Origin of the sequence: Chelatococcus sp. HY11, assembly GCF_018398335.1 — a bacterium.
GTDB lineage: Bacteria > Pseudomonadota > Alphaproteobacteria > Rhizobiales > Beijerinckiaceae > Chelatococcus.
The window spans coordinates 2877386-2897396 of sequence record NZ_JAHBRX010000001.1; the positions used below are offsets into that span (position 1 = coordinate 2877386).

21 protein-coding genes are annotated in these 20011 nt (G+C 62.6%); 13 read left to right on the top strand and 8 right to left on the bottom strand.

What is annotated here, in order from left to right:
* The first annotated feature begins 72 nt into the window (after nucleotides 1-72).
* A complete protein-coding gene (locus KIO74_RS13150; RefSeq protein WP_213332407.1) occupies nucleotides 73-444 on the top strand; it encodes a VOC family protein in 372 nt (123 codons plus the stop codon).
* A 141-nt stretch (nucleotides 445-585) separates the two neighbouring features.
* The gene (locus tag KIO74_RS13155; protein ID WP_213332408.1) at nucleotides 586-1233 is read left to right on the top strand and encodes an AprI/Inh family metalloprotease inhibitor; all 648 of its coding nucleotides are present in this window, start codon (nucleotides 586-588) and stop codon (nucleotides 1231-1233) included.
* Nucleotides 1234-1240: 7 nt separating this feature from the next.
* Here the strand turns inward: KIO74_RS13155 and KIO74_RS13160 are convergent, their stop codons facing one another.
* The 3 genes from KIO74_RS13160 to KIO74_RS13170 form a co-directional block, all read right to left on the bottom strand.
* A complete protein-coding gene (locus KIO74_RS13160; protein WP_213332409.1) occupies nucleotides 1241-2053 on the bottom strand; it encodes a glutamine amidotransferase in 813 nt (270 codons plus the stop codon).
* 3 nt (nucleotides 2054-2056) lie between these two features.
* On the bottom strand, nucleotides 2057-2554 hold the full coding sequence (locus tag KIO74_RS13165; protein ID WP_213332410.1) for a tellurite resistance TerB family protein: 498 nt from the start codon (nucleotides 2552-2554) through the stop codon (nucleotides 2057-2059).
* 148 nt (nucleotides 2555-2702) lie between these two features.
* Nucleotides 2703-3416: a ribonuclease activity regulator RraA gene (locus tag KIO74_RS13170; RefSeq protein ID WP_213332411.1), complete on the bottom strand. Its 714-nt coding sequence runs from the start codon at nucleotides 3414-3416 to the stop codon at nucleotides 2703-2705.
* Between the two features lie 313 nt (nucleotides 3417-3729).
* Here KIO74_RS13170 and KIO74_RS13175 point away from each other — a divergent pair, with 313 nt between their 5' ends.
* Nucleotides 3730-4635: an isocitrate lyase/PEP mutase family protein gene (locus tag KIO74_RS13175; RefSeq protein ID WP_213332412.1), complete on the top strand. Its 906-nt coding sequence runs from the start codon at nucleotides 3730-3732 to the stop codon at nucleotides 4633-4635.
* Nucleotide 4636: 1 nt separating this feature from the next.
* Here the strand turns inward: KIO74_RS13175 and KIO74_RS13180 are convergent, their stop codons facing one another.
* A complete protein-coding gene (locus tag KIO74_RS13180; RefSeq protein WP_213332413.1) occupies nucleotides 4637-5317 on the bottom strand; it encodes a GntR family transcriptional regulator in 681 nt (226 codons plus the stop codon).
* 224 nt (nucleotides 5318-5541) lie between these two features.
* Between KIO74_RS13180 and KIO74_RS13185 the strand changes: the two genes are divergently transcribed.
* The 4 genes from KIO74_RS13185 (at nucleotide 5542) to KIO74_RS13200 (ending at nucleotide 9513) form a co-directional block, all read left to right on the top strand.
* Nucleotides 5542-6015, top strand: a complete 474-nt coding sequence (locus KIO74_RS13185; RefSeq protein WP_213332414.1) for a tripartite tricarboxylate transporter TctB family protein — start codon at nucleotides 5542-5544, stop codon at nucleotides 6013-6015.
* Nucleotides 6016-6018: 3 nt separating this feature from the next.
* Nucleotides 6019-7530: a tripartite tricarboxylate transporter permease gene (locus tag KIO74_RS13190; protein WP_213332415.1), complete on the top strand. Its 1512-nt coding sequence runs from the start codon at nucleotides 6019-6021 to the stop codon at nucleotides 7528-7530.
* Between the two features lie 32 nt (nucleotides 7531-7562).
* Nucleotides 7563-8546 (top strand): Bug family tripartite tricarboxylate transporter substrate binding protein, encoded by a 984-nt coding sequence (locus tag KIO74_RS13195; protein ID WP_213332416.1) that lies wholly within the window; start codon nucleotides 7563-7565, stop codon nucleotides 8544-8546.
* A gap of 79 nt (nucleotides 8547-8625) precedes the next feature.
* The gene (locus tag KIO74_RS13200) at nucleotides 8626-9513 is read left to right on the top strand and encodes an MBL fold metallo-hydrolase (protein WP_213332417.1); all 888 of its coding nucleotides are present in this window, start codon (nucleotides 8626-8628) and stop codon (nucleotides 9511-9513) included.
* Here KIO74_RS13200 and KIO74_RS13205 read toward each other — a convergent pair.
* From KIO74_RS13205 to KIO74_RS13220, 4 genes are read right to left on the bottom strand one after another with little or no spacing between them, the layout of a single operon-like run.
* On the bottom strand, nucleotides 9486-10289 hold the full coding sequence (locus tag KIO74_RS13205) for an alpha/beta fold hydrolase (protein ID WP_213332418.1): 804 nt from the start codon (nucleotides 10287-10289) through the stop codon (nucleotides 9486-9488). The two genes, KIO74_RS13200 and KIO74_RS13205, sit on opposite strands and share 28 nt — an antisense overlap.
* A complete protein-coding gene (locus tag KIO74_RS13210; RefSeq protein ID WP_213332419.1) occupies nucleotides 10286-11092 on the bottom strand; it encodes an alpha/beta fold hydrolase in 807 nt (268 codons plus the stop codon). The genes KIO74_RS13205 and KIO74_RS13210 overlap by 4 nt, the downstream gene beginning before the upstream one ends.
* Nucleotides 11093-11106: 14 nt before the next feature.
* On the bottom strand, nucleotides 11107-12153 hold the full coding sequence (locus tag KIO74_RS13215; protein WP_213332420.1) for an AbrB family transcriptional regulator: 1047 nt from the start codon (nucleotides 12151-12153) through the stop codon (nucleotides 11107-11109).
* 2 nt (nucleotides 12154-12155) lie between these two features.
* Nucleotides 12156-12725 (bottom strand): carboxymuconolactone decarboxylase family protein, encoded by a 570-nt coding sequence (locus tag KIO74_RS13220; protein WP_213332421.1) that lies wholly within the window; start codon nucleotides 12723-12725, stop codon nucleotides 12156-12158.
* A gap of 110 nt (nucleotides 12726-12835) precedes the next feature.
* Here KIO74_RS13220 and KIO74_RS13225 point away from each other — a divergent pair, with 110 nt between their 5' ends.
* The 6 genes from KIO74_RS13225 to KIO74_RS13250 all read left to right on the top strand — a co-directional run bounded on the left by KIO74_RS13225 (nucleotide 12836) and on the right by KIO74_RS13250 (nucleotide 20010).
* Nucleotides 12836-13570, top strand: coding sequence for an enoyl-CoA hydratase/isomerase family protein (locus KIO74_RS13225; RefSeq protein WP_213332422.1), 735 nt, complete (start codon nucleotides 12836-12838; stop codon nucleotides 13568-13570).
* 65 nt (nucleotides 13571-13635) lie between these two features.
* Entirely contained in the window at nucleotides 13636-15042 is a 1407-nt protein-coding gene (gene leuC, locus KIO74_RS13230) for a 3-isopropylmalate dehydratase large subunit (protein ID WP_213332423.1), read from the top strand.
* On the top strand, nucleotides 15043-15672 hold the full coding sequence (leuD, locus tag KIO74_RS13235; protein ID WP_213332424.1) for a 3-isopropylmalate dehydratase small subunit: 630 nt from the start codon (nucleotides 15043-15045) through the stop codon (nucleotides 15670-15672).
* A gap of 592 nt (nucleotides 15673-16264) precedes the next feature.
* Nucleotides 16265-17527, top strand: a complete 1263-nt coding sequence (locus tag KIO74_RS13240) for an acyl-CoA dehydrogenase family protein (protein WP_213332425.1) — start codon at nucleotides 16265-16267, stop codon at nucleotides 17525-17527.
* A 35-nt stretch (nucleotides 17528-17562) separates the two neighbouring features.
* On the top strand, nucleotides 17563-18651 hold the full coding sequence (locus KIO74_RS13245; protein ID WP_213332426.1) for an ABC transporter substrate-binding protein: 1089 nt from the start codon (nucleotides 17563-17565) through the stop codon (nucleotides 18649-18651).
* Nucleotides 18652-18867: 216 nt separating this feature from the next.
* Nucleotides 18868-20010: an ABC transporter ATP-binding protein gene (locus KIO74_RS13250; RefSeq protein ID WP_249730972.1), complete on the top strand. Its 1143-nt coding sequence runs from the start codon at nucleotides 18868-18870 to the stop codon at nucleotides 20008-20010.
* Nucleotide 20011: the final 1 nt, after the last annotated feature.

A 20011-nucleotide genomic window follows, 5' to 3' on the forward strand; every position in this document is an offset into this window, starting at 1 on the left:
CGCTGCCAAGATCTGCGCTGCCATGTCTGACCGCTGGCCCACATGGCCGGCCCGTGGCATTGGGAGGCAATAATGATTGACCATCTGAGCCTTCAAGTTTCCGACTATGCCAAGGCCAAAGCCTTCTACGAAAGGGCTTTGGCACCTCTCGGCTATAGCGTGGCGATGGAATTCGCGGACGCCACGGCGGGCTTCGGGCGTGACGGGAAGCCCGACTTCTGGATCGCCGCGGGTGGTCCGGTCGCTCCACCCATACACGTCGCCTTCCGCGCAGAGAACCACGCCGCCGTCGACGCTTTCCATGCCGCGGCACTGGCGGCCGGCGCGACAGACAACGGTGAGCCGGGCCTGCGGCCTCATTATCATCCCAATTATTATGGTGCTTTCGTGCGGGATCCGGACGGCCACAATATCGAGGCCGTGTGTCATACCGAAGCCGCATAGGCTGGTTTTGATAGCCATGGTTAATGGTTGACGGTGCTCAGTGCTTGCTCAATGCCTCTGCTTAAGGCACACCATTGAGGGAGTTCCGAGCTGACGCGGGTCTTGACCGAACTCGGGCGAGTTTGCGGGAGAGCGCAGAGGATGCAGTTGATCGTGCGTGATTTTGGACCCAAATGGCCCGTCGTGGCGGCCGTGATGCTGCTTGGCCTTGGCGCCTGCACAAGCTCCGATCGTTTCTCCGACCGGTCCGGCGGCGTCCAGCCCCGCCCCGGTAGTAATTCGCGCGCCATCAGCGACGATATGGAGCCGATTGCGCCAGGCCCCGCCCCAACGGTCATCGCGAGCCCCTTGCCGCCGGCGCCCGGCACGTCGGTTGCCTCGGATCCGAACTTTCCGACGCCCGGCGCGCCTGCGCCTGTCGATCCCATGCTTGGCCAGCCAAAGCCCGACAACATGGCAAACCTTGGAACGCCCGGGAGCGGCGCGAGCGCACCGACGCCGCGCGCGCCGACATCGCGCACCGCGATCACCGGCACCTGGACCGCGCGTGAGGCAACCGGCGGCTCGTGTCGCGTGACGCTGTCGAGTTCTCCGTCGCTGGACCTGTATCGCGCGTCAACATCGGGCTGCGCCAACAAGGATCTGCAGAGCGTCAATGCCTGGGATCTGCGCGACGACGAGGTTTATCTCTATTCCCGCGGCAGCGTTGTCGCCCGCCTCAAGGGCGGCTCAGGCGCTTATAATGGCGTGATCGCCAAGTCCGGCGCTCCTGTGACGATCTCTCGCTGATCCGGTATCAGCCGGCCCCAGGCGCCATTTTCCCGGGGATCGCCATTGGGGATCCCGTCGGTATTCCTTGGAGCCATCGCTTCAGAAACGTATCAAGCCAGGCCACGACGGCGCCATCGTATATGAAACGGCCGCTGTGGTGGAGCCGGGCCTCCTGCGCGCCCGGTAGAGCGAGCCGCTCCACGCCACGCGTCGTCCAGCGATAGACCATGGCGTGCGTCACCTCCGGGTGAAACTGGAAACCGAAGGCGGCAGGACCAACCTGGATGGCCTGCACGGGAAAGTCCGTCCCCGTAGCGAGGACTGATACGCCGGCCGGATCGTCAAGCCCCTCGCGGTGCCACTGATAGACATGGGACGGCCAGGGTACGCCGAGGCGGCTGGCGAAGTCTTCTCCGGCGAAAGTGGGATGAATCGGGAAATAGCCGATTTCGGCCCGCCCCTCGGCATGTGCGGCTACGCGTCCACCCATATGCTTGACGAGCATCTGCGCGCCGAGGCAAAGGCCGAGAAAGGGCTTCTCCGCCTTGAGAACACGCCCGATCCAACCGATCTCCCCGCGTAGCCAGGGCTCGTCGTCATTGGCGCTCATCGGGCCGCCGAAGATCACGACGCCGTCGTGGAATTCAAGCGTATCCGGCAGTGGATCCCCGAAGCGCGGGCGGCGTATATCGAGAGCATGCCCCTGAGCGGCGATCAGACGCCCCACCCGTCCGGGCGTGGAATGCTCCTGGTGCAGGACCACGAGGACCGGTTGCCTCGCCCGAGCCTGGCCCGTCGATGGGCGGATGTCCAAGGAACGGGCCGTTCTATCGTGCATGCTTCAACGATCCTCAGGTGAATGAAGAGGCTGACGGCGTAGATCGGCGACGACCGCTTCATCGAGGCCCAGCAGGCGTGCCAGCTGCCAGATCAGATCGTCCTCGAGCTCGCGCACTTCACCATCGGCCTGCGCCAGATCCCACGCCAGATGGAGAAGACGCGTTCTTGCGGCGATATCAAGGCGTCGGCGCAAGGGTGCGATCAGCGTTTCGACATCGGCGCTGCCCCGATCCGCCAGATCGCCCTGCGCGGCCAGCGCCTCGGCATCAGTGGACGTGAGGGAAAACTCGTCTCTCAGCACCGCTTCCAGGCGCGCCCATTCGGCCGGGACAATCACACCGTCGATCCGGGCGACATGCACCAGCAATGTCGCAAGGGCAAGCCGCTCATCATCGCCCTCAGCGGCGCTCGTTTTTGCATCACCGCTGCCTACGCGCTCGACGAGTTCACGCACGAGTGCGAGGAGTGACAACGGGTTGTAAGGCGAGGCTTTCGTCATAAACAGCAGATCCCAGACCAACCGGGAACAGGGAGGTGGCCTTCCCGGCCATCAAATACCGATTCTCTTCAGCTGGCGTGAACATAAAAGCAAGAATGGCGCCAGTTCCGAAGATAGCCGGCATCGCCCTCGCCTCTCGGCCAGGGAACTAGCGGCCGTTAGCCTGCCGCCATGCCGCATAGTCGGTCTGCGTCTGGGGATCTGTGGGCGGGTAAAGACCGAGGATTGAACGGCCCTTCAGGACCTCCTGCTGGACGAAGTCCTCAAAGGCGGTCATTTCCACCGCCTCGCTCGCGATCTCATTAGCGAGATGGGCGGGAATGACGATCACCCCCTCACCATCGCCGACAACGACATCACCGGGAAACACGGCGACATCGCCGCAACCGATGGGCACGTTGATATCGAGCGCCTGATGGTGGGTCAGATTGGTGGGAGCGGAAGGGCGGTGGTGATAGGCCGGGATCGCCAACGCCGCGATATCGGGGCTGTCGCGAAAGCCGCCGTCGGTCACGACACCAGCGACCCCGCGCATCATGAGCCGGGAGACAAGAATGGCGCCAGCCGATGCCGCACGTGCGTCCTTGCGGCTGTCGAAAACCATTACAGAGCCCGGCGGGCATTCTTCGACGGCCTTGCGCTGCGGGTGAGAACGATCACGAAAGACGTCGATGGTGTTCAGATCCTCGCGCGCCGGGATATAGCGAAGCGTGAAAGCTTCGCCCACCATGTTGTCGCCCTTGAACTGCAAGGGGCTGACATCCTGGATGAACTGATTGCGCAATCCCCGCTTGAACAGCGCCGTGCTCAGCGTCGCGGTGCTCACGGATTTCAGCTTCTGGCGGGTTTCTGCAGACAGCATCGGCTTCTCCGGCTTGCGTGATCTGATTGCGTGATCTGATTGGATGCCTGTAAGGCGTCACTCCCGCCCGGGATAATGAGCGAGAAGCCCGCCCAAGGCCACAGTCAGAGGTCGATCTTACCGAAAATTTGTCTGATGTCCGATGAATAGGCATGCCATCGCAACCGGCTCTCGCGATAAGGGTAAGAGGGCAGCCTCCTGCCGACAAGATTTCAATTCTTGTCTACGAGGATGGTATTTCTGTGTACATCAATGCGACAGAACCCTAGAACTAAGCCTTGATGGCAACGGGTCTTGTTACAGGAGCCTTCACATGAGCCGACGCTCGACGTTCCGGGAACTCGTCGATGACCGGAACTTGCTGGTGATGCCGGGGGCCTATGACGGGCTTTCGGCGCGTATCATCGAGGCGGAAGGATTCCATGCCCTCGTCGCCGGGGGCTATGCGGCGATCGGCTCGATGATGGGCGAGCCTGACGGTGGCCAATCGAACATGCGTGACATGGTCGATCATTACGCCCGTATCGTCGGCGCCGTCGAAATCCCCGTCTATGTCGACGCGGATACCGGCTTCGGCGGTGTGCACAATGTCGCGAAGGCGGTTCGTGCTCTTGAGGCGACAGGGGCGGCCGGTCTCTTCTTCAGCGACCAGGTCTTTCCTAATCGCTGCGGTTATTTGCCGGGCAAGCAGGTCGTACCGGTCGAGGTCATGTTGGCGCGCATCGCGGCCGCGCTCGATGCCAGGACGGACGCGCACTTCTTCATCGGCACGCGCACAGATTGCCTAAGCCTGACGGGGCTCGACGATGCGATCGAGCGCTGTCAGATGTTCGTCGAGGCCGGCGTTGACATGGCCAAACCCCAGGGTGCCGATACGCGCGCGCAGATCGCCCGTTCGATGGCGGAAATACCCGGCCCCCATTTCGCCACGCTGTCACAGGCGGCCGGTAACCATCCAACAGGCCTCGAGGGAATGCGAGAGCTGGGGGTCGCGGCCGTCACGATGCCATCGATCAGCTTGTTTGCGGCGGCTCAGGGTGTGCGCAGGGCAATTGCCAAGCTGGCAGCGACCGGGAGCGCGGCTGATCTCGCGGATCAGCTCATGCCACTACCAGAGTACTATGAACTGGTCGGGTTAGACGCGTTCCAGTCCAGGGAGAAATCCTACGACGATCGCGCTGCCGCCATCGTCGCGCGGCGGAAGCGGGCCAGGATTTAGGTCAGCGACCGGCCTGGTCGTCCGTATCGTCGAGGTGCAACGATGCGATGAAGTCGTTGAACTGCTCACCTTGCATGATGATGTGGGATCGCAGCAGGCCGGATGCGCGCTCGCCATCCATCGCGAAAATCGCATCCACGATCTGCTCATGCTCGGCAAAGGAGACGTGCATGCGTTTGCGAAAGCGTTGGCGCCGACGACGGTAGGGCTTCAACCGCCTGTGCAACGCGGTGGCCTGTTCAATCAGGAAATCGTTGTGGCTCGCCGCGTAGATGGCAAAGTGGAAAGCCTCGTTCTCCTCATAGTAGGTCACCGAGTCATCACGCGCCACGGCATCGGCACAGGCCGCGTGGCGGATCGAGATCGCCACCCGGTCGGCATCCGTATATCTGCGCGCCGCCAGACGGCCGGCCATGCTTTCGTATTCCGCCATCACCTCGAACATCTGGACGAGGCGCTCCGGCCCAATCTGCGCGACGATGGCGCCGCGGCGCGGGCGGATCTCCACCAGCCCGATTGAAGCCAGTTGCATCAACGCCTCGCGTACCGGCGTTCGCGAGACACCGAACCGCTCCGCGACCGACACTTCATCCATGCGCTGCCCGGGGAGGAATACGCCGTTGACGATATCCTCCTCGATCTTGTTGCGCAGCTTGTTCCGCGAATTCGGCGCTACATCCATTCAACCGACGCTCCGTCCCGGCACCAATCCGTACGACGCATAAACCTGTCCGCGCATGATGACAGCACACAAACGCGGCGCCTCTTGATTTAACCCCGGCACGCCCCGCGTGCAATACGAAACAAATCATCTTGCATACAAGAATTCGATTTATGTTGACGAAAATGGTTGTGCTGCATAAATTTGCACCATAAAGTGCATAATATTCAGGGGGGTCGTCCTTTATGTCACGACTTGGCAGCATCGTCCGCGACGGGGATATCGTTTCCGGCGCTCTCCTGGCGGCGTTGGGTACCTACATCATTTCAAGGGCTTCCACCTGGGACTATATGACCGCGAACGGGCCGGGACCTGGCTTTTTCCCCCTGTGGTACGGCATCTGTATCGTGGCGCTGTCGCTGGCGCTGGTCGGACACGCTCTTTTCAAAGGCATCAGCGAGACTCATGAGCCAATCGACTGGCGGGGCGTTGGCCGTGCCATCGTCACCTGGCTCGCCTTCGTCATCGCGACGGCTCTGATGCCCTTTCTCGGCTTCGTCATCGCCTTCACGCTGCTTTGCCTCTGCCTGATCCACATCGTCTTCCGGCAGCCACTGCTGCGGGCAATCGTGGCGTCCGTGGCGATCACCGCGGTCTTCAAGCTCATATTTGTCGTCTTGTTGCAGCTCGATCTGCCCATCGGCCCGCTAGGTATCTAAATCATGGACATTATCAACGGGCTCGCCCATGGCTTCGGCATCGCGCTGGTGCCGCAGAACCTGCTCTGGTGCTTCGTCGGGTGCTTTCTGGGAACCGTCGTCGGAATTCTGCCGGGCCTCGGACCCGCGGCGACGATCGCCATCTTGATGCCCCTCACACTGAACATGGATCCAGCCGGCGGCATCATCATGCTGACGGGCATCTACTACGGCGCCAAATATGGGGGCTCGACAACATCGATCCTGCTCAACATGCCGGGCGAGTCGAGCTCGGTCGTGTCCTGCATCGACGGTTACCAGATGGCGCGCAACGGGCGTGCCGGCGCGGCGCTCGGCATCGCGGCGATCGCGTCCTTCATCGCCGGCACCGTGGGCATCGTGCTGCTCACGCTCGTCGCCCCGGCGGTCGCCCGCTTCGCACTGTCCTTCTCGGCGCCGGAATATTTCGCGTTGATGGCCTTCGGCCTCTCGCTGGTTGTCCTGCTGTCGGGAGCCTCGCTGCTCAAGGGCCTGCTCGCGCTGCTCGTTGGCCTGTGGCTATCGACCATCGGCATCGATCTCTTCTCCGCGCAGTCACGCTTCACGTTCGGCCGCAGTGAACTTCTCGGCGGGCTCGACTTCGTCGTGATCGCCATCGGTGTCTTTGCCATCGCGGAAATCCTGACCACCATCCAGCACCGGCAGGAAGGCACGCTGATTCCCGTGCCGAAGGGCTTCCGCAATCTCCTGCCAAGCCGCGAGGAGTTGAAGGCGTCGCGCTTCGCGTTCGTGAACGGCTCGTTCACGGGATTCATCATCGGCGTGCTGCCGGGAGCCGGGTCGGCGATCGCATCCTTTATCGCCTATGGCATCGAGAAGGCTGTCTCGAAGCGCAAGGAGATGTTCGGCAAGGGGGCGCCGGAAGGGCTGGCAGCGCCGGAAGGCGCGAATAACGCGGATACCGGCGGCGCACTCGTTCCCCTGCTGACACTCGGCATCCCGGGCGGCGGCACCACCGCCATTCTGTTGTCGGCGCTCGTTCTCTGGGGCATCCGTCCCGGGCCACTGATGATCACGGAATCACCGGATATCTTTTGGGGCCTCGTTGCCTCCATGTATGTCGGCAACGTCGTCCTGCTTCTTCTCAACCTGCCGCTCGTTCCGCTCTTCGCGCAGCTCTTGCGCGTGCCGACATGGATCCTGTTTCCCGTCATCTTCGGCCTGTCGATCATCGGGGCTTACAGCGTCTCGGAGCGCATCTTCGACGTCGAACTCCTGGCGGCCTTCGGTCTGCTCGGCTTCCTGATGGCGAAGACGGGTTTCCCGAGCGCACCGCTCATCCTCGGCTTTGTGCTTGGCGACGCGATGGAACGCGCGCTACGCCAATCGCTGATGATGTCGCAGGGCGATCTCACGACCTTCTTCCAGCGTCCCATCTCGCTGGTCCTACTGATAGCGGCGGTCGTCATCCTGCTGTTGCCGCTGGTCAGCTGGTTCAATCGTGCCCGTGTCCGGGCCATCAGCGAAGGCGCGTGAAGCTTACAAACAAGTATCCATAGGAGGAACGCATGAAACTCTCGGCCTTGCTGGCGACGGCGGTCGTCGCCACCCTATCGTTTACCTCTGTATCGACAGCGCAGGCACAGTTTACGCCGAAACGCCCACTGGAAATCGCGGTCCACGCCGGCCCGGGATCGGGCAATGACGTTTTCGCCCGTGCCTTGATCACGGTGATCGACAAGAACAAGCTCTCGCCCGTTCGGATTCAGGTCGCCAACAAGCCCGGCGGCGGCAGCACGACCGCGGCCGCCTATCTGGCAAGCAAGGCCGGTAATGAGAACACGTTGGGCGTGTTCACGAACATCTGGATAACGGATCCACTCGTCTCCGCCGAAGCGACGAACCCGCTAACCAGCATGACGCCTGTCGCGCTGGTCATCCGCGAGCCCGGCCTTATCGCGGTCAAGGCCGATTCGCCCTACAAGACGCTTCAGGACTTCATCGACGCCGCCAAGGCCGCGCCGGGCAAGCTCAGCCAGTCCGGCGGGTCGGTTCTCGCGCGTGAGAACGTTCTGCGCCAGTTGCTGATGGGCGCGACCGGTGCTGACTGGCAGTTCATATCGTTTCCCTCGGGCGGCGAGCGGCTTTCGGCGTTGCTTGGCGGTCACGTCAACATGATGATCGTGGAGCCCGGTGAGGCGACTTCCCAGGTCCGAAGTGGCGCGATGCGCGTGATCGCGGCCGTGGCCGACAAGCGGCTCCCGGGCTTCCCTGATGTTCCGACGCTCCAGGAGGCGGGCTTCAACATTCCGAACCTGCCGCAGATCCGCGGCATCGTCGCGCCTCCCGGCACGCCGAAGGAAGTGGTCGCGTATTACAGCGACATGATCCGGAAGGCGACCGAGACGCAGGAATGGAAGGACTATGTAGCCGAAAACGGCTTCGAGCCTGCCTTCACGACTCCCGAGGAAACCTTGAAATTCATTACCGAATACACTGAACAGCTGCGAGGTATCCTTGAGAAGGCCGGTATCAAGCTCGTCGCACGCTGAGGCTTTCTCGTACAACGTCAGCAGCAGCCAGTTCCACGGGGAGCTGGCTGCTTCTCTTTATCCTTCACGCGAGGCAGGAATGCTGTGCCAGTCCCACCAGTTCGGTGACCTCCGCATCACGCGTGTCCTGGAGATGTCCGGGCCGACCCATGATCCTGCCTTCCTTTTTCCGGATCTGCCGGCGATCGCGCTTCAAGACGAAACCGGCTGGCTCGCTCCTCATCACTATCAGCCGTCGATCGACCGGCTCGTCGTCACGATTCAAATCTGGATGGTGCAGTTCGGCACGACCACCGTGCTCATCGACCCCGGTATCGGCAACGGAAAGACCCGCCCCGCCGAACGCCAGAATAGGCTGAATACGCTTGCTCCCGCCTGGCTCGCCGCAGCGGGCGCGACTGGGGACAGCGTCACGGACGTCATCCTGACCCATCTGCATGCTGACCATGTCGGCGGGTGCACGCTTATGCAGGACAGTGCCTGGCGGCCGGCGTTTCCCAATGCGCGCCACCATATCCCGCATGCGGAATTCGACTATGTGCGCGAGCGTTACGTGGCGGGCGAGACAGGCATCAACAGCGGTGCCTGGGCCGACAGCGTGATCCCGCTCATCGATGCCGGCCTTGTCGACCTCTTCGCGCCGGGCGATCACCTGCTTGGGCGGTTCGAGGTCGAGGATGCGGCCGGCCACACACCCGGGCAAGTCACGCTGTGGCTGAACGACGGGTCAGGCGGAAGCGCCGTCTTCGCGGCCGACATCATGCACAGTCCGCTCCAGATCCGCTTTCCCGCGCTCAACACCCGCTACTGCATCTGGCCCGAGCGCGCCCGGCAGACGCGGGCCGCGTTCCTGGCGCGCGCGGCGCGCAGCCGGGCCATCGTCATGCCCATGCATTTCGGATGGCCCTACCGCGGGCTTGTCGCGCGAAACGGCGACGATTACGCCTTCACGCCGCTTGACTGGTGAAGATCACGAAGGGCGCCGGCGACTGCTTCCGGCGCCTGCAGGATCATGATGTGACCGCTTTCAACGACACGCAGGTCGCAATTCGCGATTCCTGCGACGTCGGCACGGACGTGGCCCACCGGACGCAACAGGTCGCGTGTGCCGGCCAGCACCAGCACCGGACACTCCAGCTTCGACTTCGCCTCCGTGACGTCGACGTTGGCCAGCATGGCGTTTGCCTGCTCATAGCAGAACGGATCAATGGCCAGGAAACGGGACCGGTATTCGTCGTAGACTGCGCGGTCCGTGATCGTGTCTTCCGGGAAAGAGCGCTCAAATACAACGTCGATGATCAAGCGCATACCTTCGCGGCAGGCCTTCGCACCGCGTTGGAGGAGATAGTCTCGCCTGTCGGGATTGGCTTTCAGCGCCGGCGAGCACAGCAGAAGCTGCTCGACGTCCCGGCCCAGCAGGGCCGCGAGCTCAACGGCGATCGCGGCGCCGGAGGCTATGCCGGCGATCGTGTAGGGGGCATCGAGGCCAGCCGCCGCAATCACGGCAAGGGTATCTGCCGCCATTGTCGTGACATCGAAGGGCTGCCGGACCTTTTCAGAAAGCCCCGCGCCGCGCTGGTCCGCGCGCAACACGCGATAGCCGTCACCCAGCCGCTTCAAGACCTCGTCCCAGCTGTCCGATGTCCCGGACAGCTCGTGGATCAGGACCAGGCTCCTGCCGGATCCCGAGAGCTTGTAATGGAGGCTGACGCCATCGCGTTCCGTCCAGTGCAGTTCCGTCATGCCGCCCTCGCAGGGAGGATACGCTCCATGAAGGAGAGTAGTTGCGCGGCTATGAAATCCGGCTGCTCCGGCAAGGCGGCATGGCTGGCATGGGGTATGACGACCACGGTCACGCGATCGCCCAGCTCTTTCTTGAAGATCTCCGCGTCCTCGACATGGGCGAGGGGATCGGTATCCGGCTGCAGATAGAGCAACGGCCCTGTGCCGCCGGCATAGTCCTCGCTGCGCGGCGTCTGGTCACCGGCGTGTCGCTGGGCGGCCAACACCTCCGGATACCAATCCTTCAACCAACCCGTCGGGTCGTTGCCGGGCGCGAAAAATGCAAAACGCAGCGCTTCGAGCCTCTCATCGTCCGGCAGGTCGGCATTGGCGCTTGCCCGGATAGCCGCGCGCATCTTCGGGCCGCTGGGGGCAATGCCGACATTGGCCGCGATGATCGATATGCCACTGATCAGATCCGGCCGATCGGTCGCGAGCATGCGCGTTACGCGGTTGCCAAAGGCATGTCCCGCCACGAAGGCCGGACCGCCGCCGTAGGCCTCGATCACGGTCGCGATATCGGCGGCACAATCGTGCAGGTCTTTGTAAGGAGCCGGCGACCTGCTGCGGCCGATGCCGCGAGGCTGCGGCCGCAGCACGGTGTAGCCGCGCTCCGCGACGATGCGGGCGATGGGATCGAAGTCCGTCGCCGGGCGGCCAAGCGACGGCAGCATGACGACCAGCGGACCTTCGCCCTGTTTCAGAACTTCAAGCGTGGCCTCCGCGCCGCGCGTGATCATCTCGGCCGATACGGTTGCGCTCATATCGTCTCCCATCGTCATGGATTTCTGTTGTCGAAAAGCTGGAACATCAGCGGCGCCAGAACCATCGTGCCGACGATCCGGCAGATCTGGGTCGTGACGACAAAGGCGACCTCGAAGCCTATCGCATAGGCCAGCAGCGTGATTTCCACCAAACCGCCGGGCGACAGCGCCAGGATGAGGGTCGGCACGTCGAAGCTGACGAGTTGGCTGCAGGCGAACGCCGTCGCGACCGCGAGGCCGATCAGCACGAGTGACCAAAGCGCGCCCTGCACCATGGTGCGGCCGAGCTCACGATGAGTGGTGCCGCCCAATCGCGAGCCGACGATAGCGCCGATCGTCACCTGAACCAGCGCGACCAGCCACGCTGGCGGCTGCGCGCCTGTCAAACCGCTCGCATGTGCCACGGCGCTGAACAGCAGCGCGGCGACCATCGCACCGCCCACCAAACGGAAGGCATTGCGCGTGAAATATCCGCCAACAGCGCAGGCGCCAAGGATGAGCCAGTCGAGAGGCGCGATAGTGGCGCTATGGCTGGCGGTGACCGCGACATTGCCACCGTTCACGGGCCCCGCGACAAGCGCCTGGACCAGGAAGGGCACGCAGAAGATGACGGTGATGACCCGTGCCGAATGAACAAGCGCGAGCTTGCGACTGTCCGCGCCGAGCGAGCCTCCCAACAGCGTGAGTTCGCCGAGGCCTCCGGGAAAGCTCGCGAAGAGTGCCGTCCCCCGATCGAATTTGCACAGACGCTGGAAGTAGAGCCAGCCAAGGAACGCGGTGGCCAGCGTGTAAAGGAGCATCGCGGGGATGATCGGCCACCAGAGAACAATGTTGCCCAGCACCTCCGCCGTGAAGGTGCTTCCAGCCAACACGCCGACGACCGGGCGCGCGACGTGCCGGACCTGGGCTGGAATGAGGAACGGGCTGCCCAAGGCCGCAGCGATCCCCACGGCGGTCAGTGAGCCGAGCGTCCAGGGCAATGGCAGATGGAGGAACAGAAATACCGCGCCGCCACAGGCTCCGATCAGCAACGCGCCGATTGCGTGGAGAACGGCCGGCATCTTCAGCCGGCCGCCTCAAGCGTCGCGTCGACCGACTCCTGCCAGTCGGGCTGCTCGGCATCTGCATAGCCGGCATGGATAACCATGGCGAGCAGCCCATAATACCCGCACAGGCAGACGATCTCGAGAGCCCCCTCACGCCCGAAAACCTCAGCGACCCTTTGAAATTGCGCGTCATCCAGCTTGCCGGAATGGAGCACGGACCGGGCGGCTTCGAGCGCGACGCGCTGCGCATGTGTGAGCGCCTCAACGTTTTCTCCCCGTGCCAGCCCGGCCAGCGCCGTGACATCCAACCCGGCCTTGCGGGCCAGTGGCGCATGAGCGAGCCATTCATAGGGACAACGCCAGAATTCGGCCGCCGCGAGGGTGACCAGCTCCCGCACATCCGCCGCCACAGCCCCCTTGAAACGCAGCCATTCACCGAGGTCGGCAACGCGTTGCGCGAGCTCGGGCGCCGGCAGGAGATTGAGGAATGGCCGGCCGATCTTGCCCCGTGCGCTGCCCCGCAGCTGTTGCGCGAAGGCTTGCTGTCGCTCGTCCCACTCGGTCTCGGCGATCTCGAATCGGCTCATGCGCATCCTCCACACCCGCGGAAAGCTTGTACGGGAAATCGATCGATTAATACACTAGTCGGAGTTTTAAAAATGCACTATCATAAATCTCGTATGCAATCTGAGGGAAAATGCTCACAATTGCCGATAGCGGACCGCGACTGGTCAGGGTGGAAGCGGCTATCGCCTGGATTGAACTGGGCGGGGCCAACACCGGAAATATGCTGACGCGTCAACAGATGACGATGCTCAGTGAGGCGATCCGCTTGGCGGGCGCTGATCCCGATGTCTCGGTTGTCGCAATTGCGCCCGGAGGGGGGGCTTTCTGCCTCGGCCGCAATGGCAAGGGAGAGCCGGCGGAAGCCCTCCCTTGGGACGCGCGCCAGAGGCAGATGGGTGTGACGCTGGACGTCTACGACGCCATCGCGGCGTGTCCAATCCCTGTCGTCGCTTGTGTCCAAGGCAACGCCATCGGCTTCGGCGCGGCGCTCGCCGGAGGATGCGACATTACCCTTGCGGCGCGCAGCGCGCGTTTTGCCTTGCCTGAGATCAAGCATTCGATTCCGGCGACGCTCGCCATGTCCGCGCTCATACGCAAGATACCCGAGAAGGCTCTGGCGCATCTGATCTATTCAGGCGAGGAGATTTCAGCTGAGGACGCCCTGGCGCTTGGTCTGGTGAGCAAGGTATTCCCGGCGGAGACCTTCGAGGAGAGTTGCTCCGCCTATCTCCTAGCTCTCGCGTCGCGCAAGCGGCTGCTGCTGGAGACGATCAAGCGGTATATCGGTAAAGCGCCCCAGCTATCCCCTGAAATGGCTTCCGAATATGCCGGTACGCTGATGGCTCTGGTAAAGCCGAGCCTATAGACCCAGATCCGATTTATAAGCCGAGCAAGTCCGCAACAGACGGACTTGCCGCAGGAGAGGCAGCGATGGTCGCCCGAACGCTCTTTCACAAGATCTGGGAAGCCCATCTCGTGGCGCGGCGGATCGACGGTCGCGAGATCATCTACATGGACCGCAATATCGTCCATGAATTGCACGGCCCCAAGGCATTCGAGAAGCTGCGCAAGGCGGCGCGTCGGGTTCGGCGGCCGGACCTGACCTTCGCGGTTCAGGACCACACGATCTCCAGCCAGCCTGACCGCGACGACACGACGAACCCGGAAGGCACGCCGTTCCTGCGGGCGCAACGCGCTGGTGCGGCTGAATTCGGCTTTCGCATTTTTGACGTCGGTGATCCCGACCAGGGCATTTCCCACGTCATCGGGCCCGAACTCGGCATGGTGCTGCCGGGCGCGACCCATTGCGTGCCGGATAGTCACGCGGCAACGGTCGGTGCGCTCGGCGCGCTGTCCTTCGGCTGCGGAACGACCGAGCTCGAACATGTGCTGGCGACCCAGGTCCTCGCGATGAAGAGGCCGAAGACCATGCGCATCAACCTCGAGGGCAGGTTGCAGCCGCATGTGACGGCAAAGGACGTGGCCCTGCATATCGTCGGCACGCTCGGCGTCTCCGGGGCAAACGGGCACGCCGTGGAATATGCCGGCCCCGTGGTGCGTGCCATGGGCATCGAAGCGCGCATGACGTTGTGCAACCTCACTGTCGAGATGGGTGGACGCAGCGGATTCGTCGCGGCCGATGAGACCACTTTGTCCTGGCTGGAGGGAAGGCCGTTCGCCCCGGTCGGCGAGGACTGGAACCGCGCCCTGGCCTACTGGCGCACCATGCATTCGGACGAAGGCGCGCGATTCGACCGGGATCTCACAATCGACTGCAGCGCGCTTGAGCCGCAGATTACATGGGGCATTACGCCGGGACAGGTGATCGGGATCCGGGACAGCGTCCCGGCTTCGCTCGGCGAGGAGGCTTCCGACCAGCACGCGTTCACCAAGGCGCTGACCTACATGGACCTCCAGGCCGGCGAACCGCTGCAGGGCCTGAAGGTGGACAGGGTCTTCATCGGATCCTGCACCAACGGCCGTATTCCTGACCTGCAGGAGGCGGCCGCCATCGTGCGTGGCCGCAAGGTCGCTGAAGGCGTAGTCGCCATGATCTCGCCAGGCTCGACGATCGTGCGCCGCGAGGCCGAGGCCCTTGGCCTTGACACCGTCTTCCGCGATGCGGGTTTCTACTGGGCGGAATCGGCCTGTTCGATGTGCGCAGGTGGAAACGGCGATCGCGGGCGTCCCGGGGAACGGGTGATTTCAACGACGAACCGCAATTTCGAAGGCCGGCAGGGTCCCGGTGTGCGCACCCATCTGGTGAGCCCGGGAATGGCCGCAGCGGCGGCCATCGCCGGCGCCATCGTCGACGTTCGCCAACTTGCGGAGGCGTAAATGCAGGCTTTCACGACGGCGACCGGTGCGGCCGTCCCACTGCTCGAGGACGATATCAACACGGACGAGATCTCGCCGATCCAGCTCGCCCGCAAGCTTCAGCCCGACTATCGCAAAATGCTCTTCATGCGTGCCCGCTGGGACGACAAAGGCGAGCCCGTGCCGAGCCATGTGCTGAATCAGCCGCAATTCCAGAATCCGGCGATTCTGGTAACGGGCGCCAATTTCGGTTGCGGCAGCTCTCGCGAAGCCGCGGTCTGGGCGCTTCTCGCCAATGGTATTTCCTGCGTCGTGGCACCGAGCCTCGCCGATCAGTTCCGCGAGAATTGCCTGCAGAATGGCGTGCTGCCGATAACCCTTGACAAGGCGAGCTTCGCCACCCTGGCCAAGCGTGTCGTAGACGCCGACGGCGCGCCGTTCACCGCCGACCTTGAAAGCCAGACCCTCTCCGGGCCCGGCGGCGACCCTATCCCCTTCGCGATACCCGCCGCGGAACGATTGGTCCTTCTCGAAGGCCTGGACGACATCGGCCTGACGTCCAAACACTTGCCGGACATCGAAGCCTGGGAAGCCCGGACCGCAGCCGAGACGCCGTGGTATCAAAACGCCCGCGATGGACGCATCCCGTGACGAAGGGCGATGTCGTTAGCTACTTTTCAGTATTTTCTTCGACCCGCGCCACAAATACCTGAGCCCTGCCAGCAATCGCGCTGGCATCAATGCCCGGAATACACACGCGTTTGTGCCTCCCGCGATGGATCTTCGTAGCGTTCTCCGACCAATGTAAAACGCTTGGCCGGCCGACATACCGGGCCTGCGCCATGACAGAGGAACTCCGCCTTCCAACCGGACTGGAGAATACTCACGTCAATTTGCCGGAATGAGGCGCAGCCAGAGCGGCAGGTCCTTCCGCCGAGCAGATATCACGGCGGCTTGACCGCATCCGCGATACGGCTCTTTAGCCAGCCCCCCGGGACAATTTGGCGGCCGGTCGACTGCGGCAGGGTTTGGGCACAGCTCGCCTGACGTTGTCCGCCGTCGTGCCACGAGACCAGACCCGGGCGCTATCGGGTGGCTCTCCGATTGGCTCCGTCCGGACGAAACGTCTCGCCGCCTCCCCTCCCATAAGCCTCTCCGATCGAGGATGTGATTTATCCGCGCTTGACACTCCATGCATTCGGAGTCCAGAATTCTGTATCCCGTATACAGAGGTGGGCAGATCATGGATTTTTCACTCAGCGCCGAACAACGCGAATGGGTTGAACGGGCCCGCGCGCTCGGCCCCCTGCTCCAGGCCAATGCTGACAGGTACGACCGGGAAGCCGCCTTTCCCGAAGAGAACTTCGTGGAACTGAAGAAGCAAAAATTCCATCTTCTGCAGGTTCCCAAAGAATTCGGCGGCTTCAACCCGCAGCGGCGCGGAAGCCTGGGAATGACCCAATTCGCAGTTGCTGAAGAACTTGCACGTATATGCCCAACAACTGCCTGGAACCTGTTGATTCACTTCCACCAGGTCGGTCTTGTCAGCCGCATGGGCAGCAAGGCTCAAAAAGAGAGGTGGCTTGGCCAGATCGTCAACGACGATGCCTTGATGGGGTCTTTGGGCAGCGAGGTCAATCCACGTCAGTTCAAGGCAGAGAACGTTGCGACGAAACTGACCTTCGATTCTCTCTTCGAGCCGGTCGATGGCGGCTTTCGGGCCACGGGCGAGAAGCATTTCTGCTCGATGGCGCCGGCAGCCGACCTCCTCGCCTTCTGGGCTCTCGCCCCCGGGGCGAAAAGCAATGGCGAAGGTCTGGTCATTTCGATCGTGCCGCGCACCGCGGCCGGCCTCACCTTTGACGACAGCTGGAGCGAATCCATCGGCCTGCGCGGCACGGTCTCCTGGACCGCGAAACTGGATAACGTGTTCATCCCCTGGCAGGACGTCATGGGCGAGCCGGGCGACTTCGTTCAGAAGGATCCCTACACCTACGAGTGCTCGCACGCCGCCCATCTCGTTGGCTGCGCTCAGGGCATCGTCGACAACATCATCGAGTTCATCAAAGCCCGGAACTACCTCAGCCGCGACGAAGTGCTGATGTATAATCTCGCGGAAATCGAGTCCGGCATCCAGGCCGCTCGCGCATCCTACATGTATGCCGTGTGGCTATGGGATCAGGAACGCTTTGACGAGGCAATCCTCGCATCATATCGTGCGCTGCACACGTCCAAGAAAGTGGCCCTCAACGCAGCCGACAAGGCCTTCGAGATCTGCGGCGCACGCGCGCTGTTTACCTTCCATCCCTTCGAGCGCTTCTGGCGCGAAGTGAAGGCCAGCATGCTGCACACACGCGATACGCAGCTGATGGGACAACTTGCAGCAGGCATTCTCGACGGAGGGCGTCAATTCTCAAAAACAAAGTATGGTCAAAAGCTTGATCAGCCGAAGACATGGCGTGATTTTGGCTTCAACCCGCAGGAAAAGATTTCTGCTATCGCGTAAATAGTCGGTATTCTCATCAATAACAGGGGAACACAATGACCGATAAGACGCATTCTGATGGCACAACCCGCCGATCGACCTATTCACGCCGGTCGGTCATAGGCGGCATCGCGGTTGGAGCGGCGGCGATCGCCGCTCCTAATGTCATCCGCGCCCAAAGCGGCGGCCGTGTTCTGGTGCGGACCTCGGGAGGGTCGTACCAGGATGCATTGCAAGCCGGCACCTGGAACAGTTTCACGCAGAAAACCGGCATCGAGGTTGTCGGCGTCGCGGCCAATACCGGCAAGTTGCTGGCTATGGTGGAGGCCGGATCACGTGAGCTCGATATTGTCGAGGGCAATGCCGTCGCCATCCTGACGCTTCAGTCCAAAGGCGCACTACAGCCCTTGGACGTATCGCGCTTCGAATACACCGACCCCAAAGATATCGGCACGGTGGGGCCAGACTTCATCAGCTATGCCTCTTTTGCCGAGGCTCTTGTCTACAACACGGATGCCTTCCCGAAAACCCATCCGACGGACTGGAAGCAATTCTGGGATGTGAACAGCTTTCCCGGCAAGCGGATGCTGCAGGATGCAAAGGCCATCGCGCCCAACCTCGAATTCGCGCTTCTCGCCGACGGTGTCCCGGTGGAGCAGCTCTATCCGCTGGATATCGATCGCGCCTTTGCCAAGCTCAAACAGATCAAACCGCATATCGTGAAATTTTTCGATAGCGGCGCGCTCGGCGCATCCCTTCTGGCGGAAAAAACCGCGGTCCTGGGAAGTCTCTGGACCAATCGCGTGGAGGCCCTTCGCAAAGGCGGAGCGCCGCTGGCGGTCGAATGGAACCAGGCGATGCGTCTCACGGAATATACCGCCGTGCTGAAGAACGCTCCCAACCGCGACGCGGCCTTGCGCCTTCTCGACTACTCATCCAGCCCCGAGGCGCAAGCCAGGACATTGCCGCAAATCGGGCTCAGCCCCGAAAACAAGCGTGCGTTCGAATATATATCTCAAGATGTCGCCGAGACCCTGCCGACCTTCCCGGCGATTGCCCAGAAGGGCTTCGAACAGAATGCCGACTGGTGGTTGAAGAACAGAGCGCAGGTCGCAACCCGCTGGGAAGAGTTTCTTCTCGGATGAAGCGTCGTGGCAGTGCGCCGCCATCGCGGCGTACTGCCACCGCTCGTGAACAGAGCGAAGACTCTAGGGCTGAAAGCCCTGCCACTCCAATGCTGACCCGGTTTACATTGAAGTCATGCGGGTCATCGCCGGCCTTGGCGGCACATTAACACCTGACTTCCGCTCCTTTCACGTCTCGACGCAGCCAGTCCATTTTGAGAGCAGCAGGGTATGTCGATGAGCCACATGCAGGACGGAGCAGGCGGAACCCCCATCGTCCTCGAAAATCTTTGGAAAACTTATGCCAGCTTCGTGGCTGTGAGCGGAATTGACCTCTCCGTCGGCGCAGGCCAGTTCTGCACGGTTCTCGGCCCGAGCGGTTCGGGCAAGACGACCACATTGATGATGATCGCCGGTTTTGTCGCGCCGACCCGTGGCCGCATTCTTGTCTCCGGCCGGGACATCGCGGCGCTTCCACCGCAGAAGCGTGATCTCGGTGTCGTATTTCAGAACTATGCGCTTTTCCCCCACATGACAGTCTTCGACAATGTTGCCTTTCCGCTTGTCATGCGTCGTGTCCCCCAGGCGGAAATCGCCCAGCGTGTCGCGCGGATGCTTGAAACCGTGGAGCTCGCGGGCCTTGGCAAACGGTATCCGCGTGAATTGTCCGGTGGCCAGCAGCAGCGCGTCGCCCTGGCGCGCGCGCTTGTGTTCGAGCCACGCGTCCTCTTGATGGATGAGCCCCTGGGCGCGCTTGACAAGAAACTGCGCTCATCCCTTCAAATCGAATTGAAGGCTCTGCAACGCCGCCTCGACGTCACCGTGATCTACGTCACCCATGATCAGGAGGAGGCCCTGACCATGGCTGACCAGATCGTCGTCATGCAGGGCGGGCGTATCGAGCAGAGCGGTTCACCGGAAGATCTCTATGATCGCCCCGCGACCGCATTTGTCGCCGGCTTCATGGGCGACACAAACCTTGTGCGCGGCGTCGTCATGGCGACGCATGCCGACGGAACCTTGCGCATCGACCATCCGACCGGACGTCGGATCATCGCCCGCGCCAACGGCTTCCAGGCCGGGGACCATGTCGCAGCGTCGCTGCGGCCTGAAAGTCTCAGCATCGAGAGCAACGACGGCGCGGACGAGCCGGAGAATGCCTGGGAGGGGCGTATAGCAGCGGTCACCTACCTCGGCGACGCCATTCGATACCATGTGGCCGTGGGCGAGAACCGGCCGGCGCTCATGGAAACACTCGTAGTCAAGGCCGCGCGCCAGAGCATGGAACATCGACGATTTGCCGAAGGCGATGCGGTGCGTGTGCGGTGGTCGCGGGCCGACGCCCGCATCCTGCCACCGGCTGCTGCCGGAGGGCACTGAA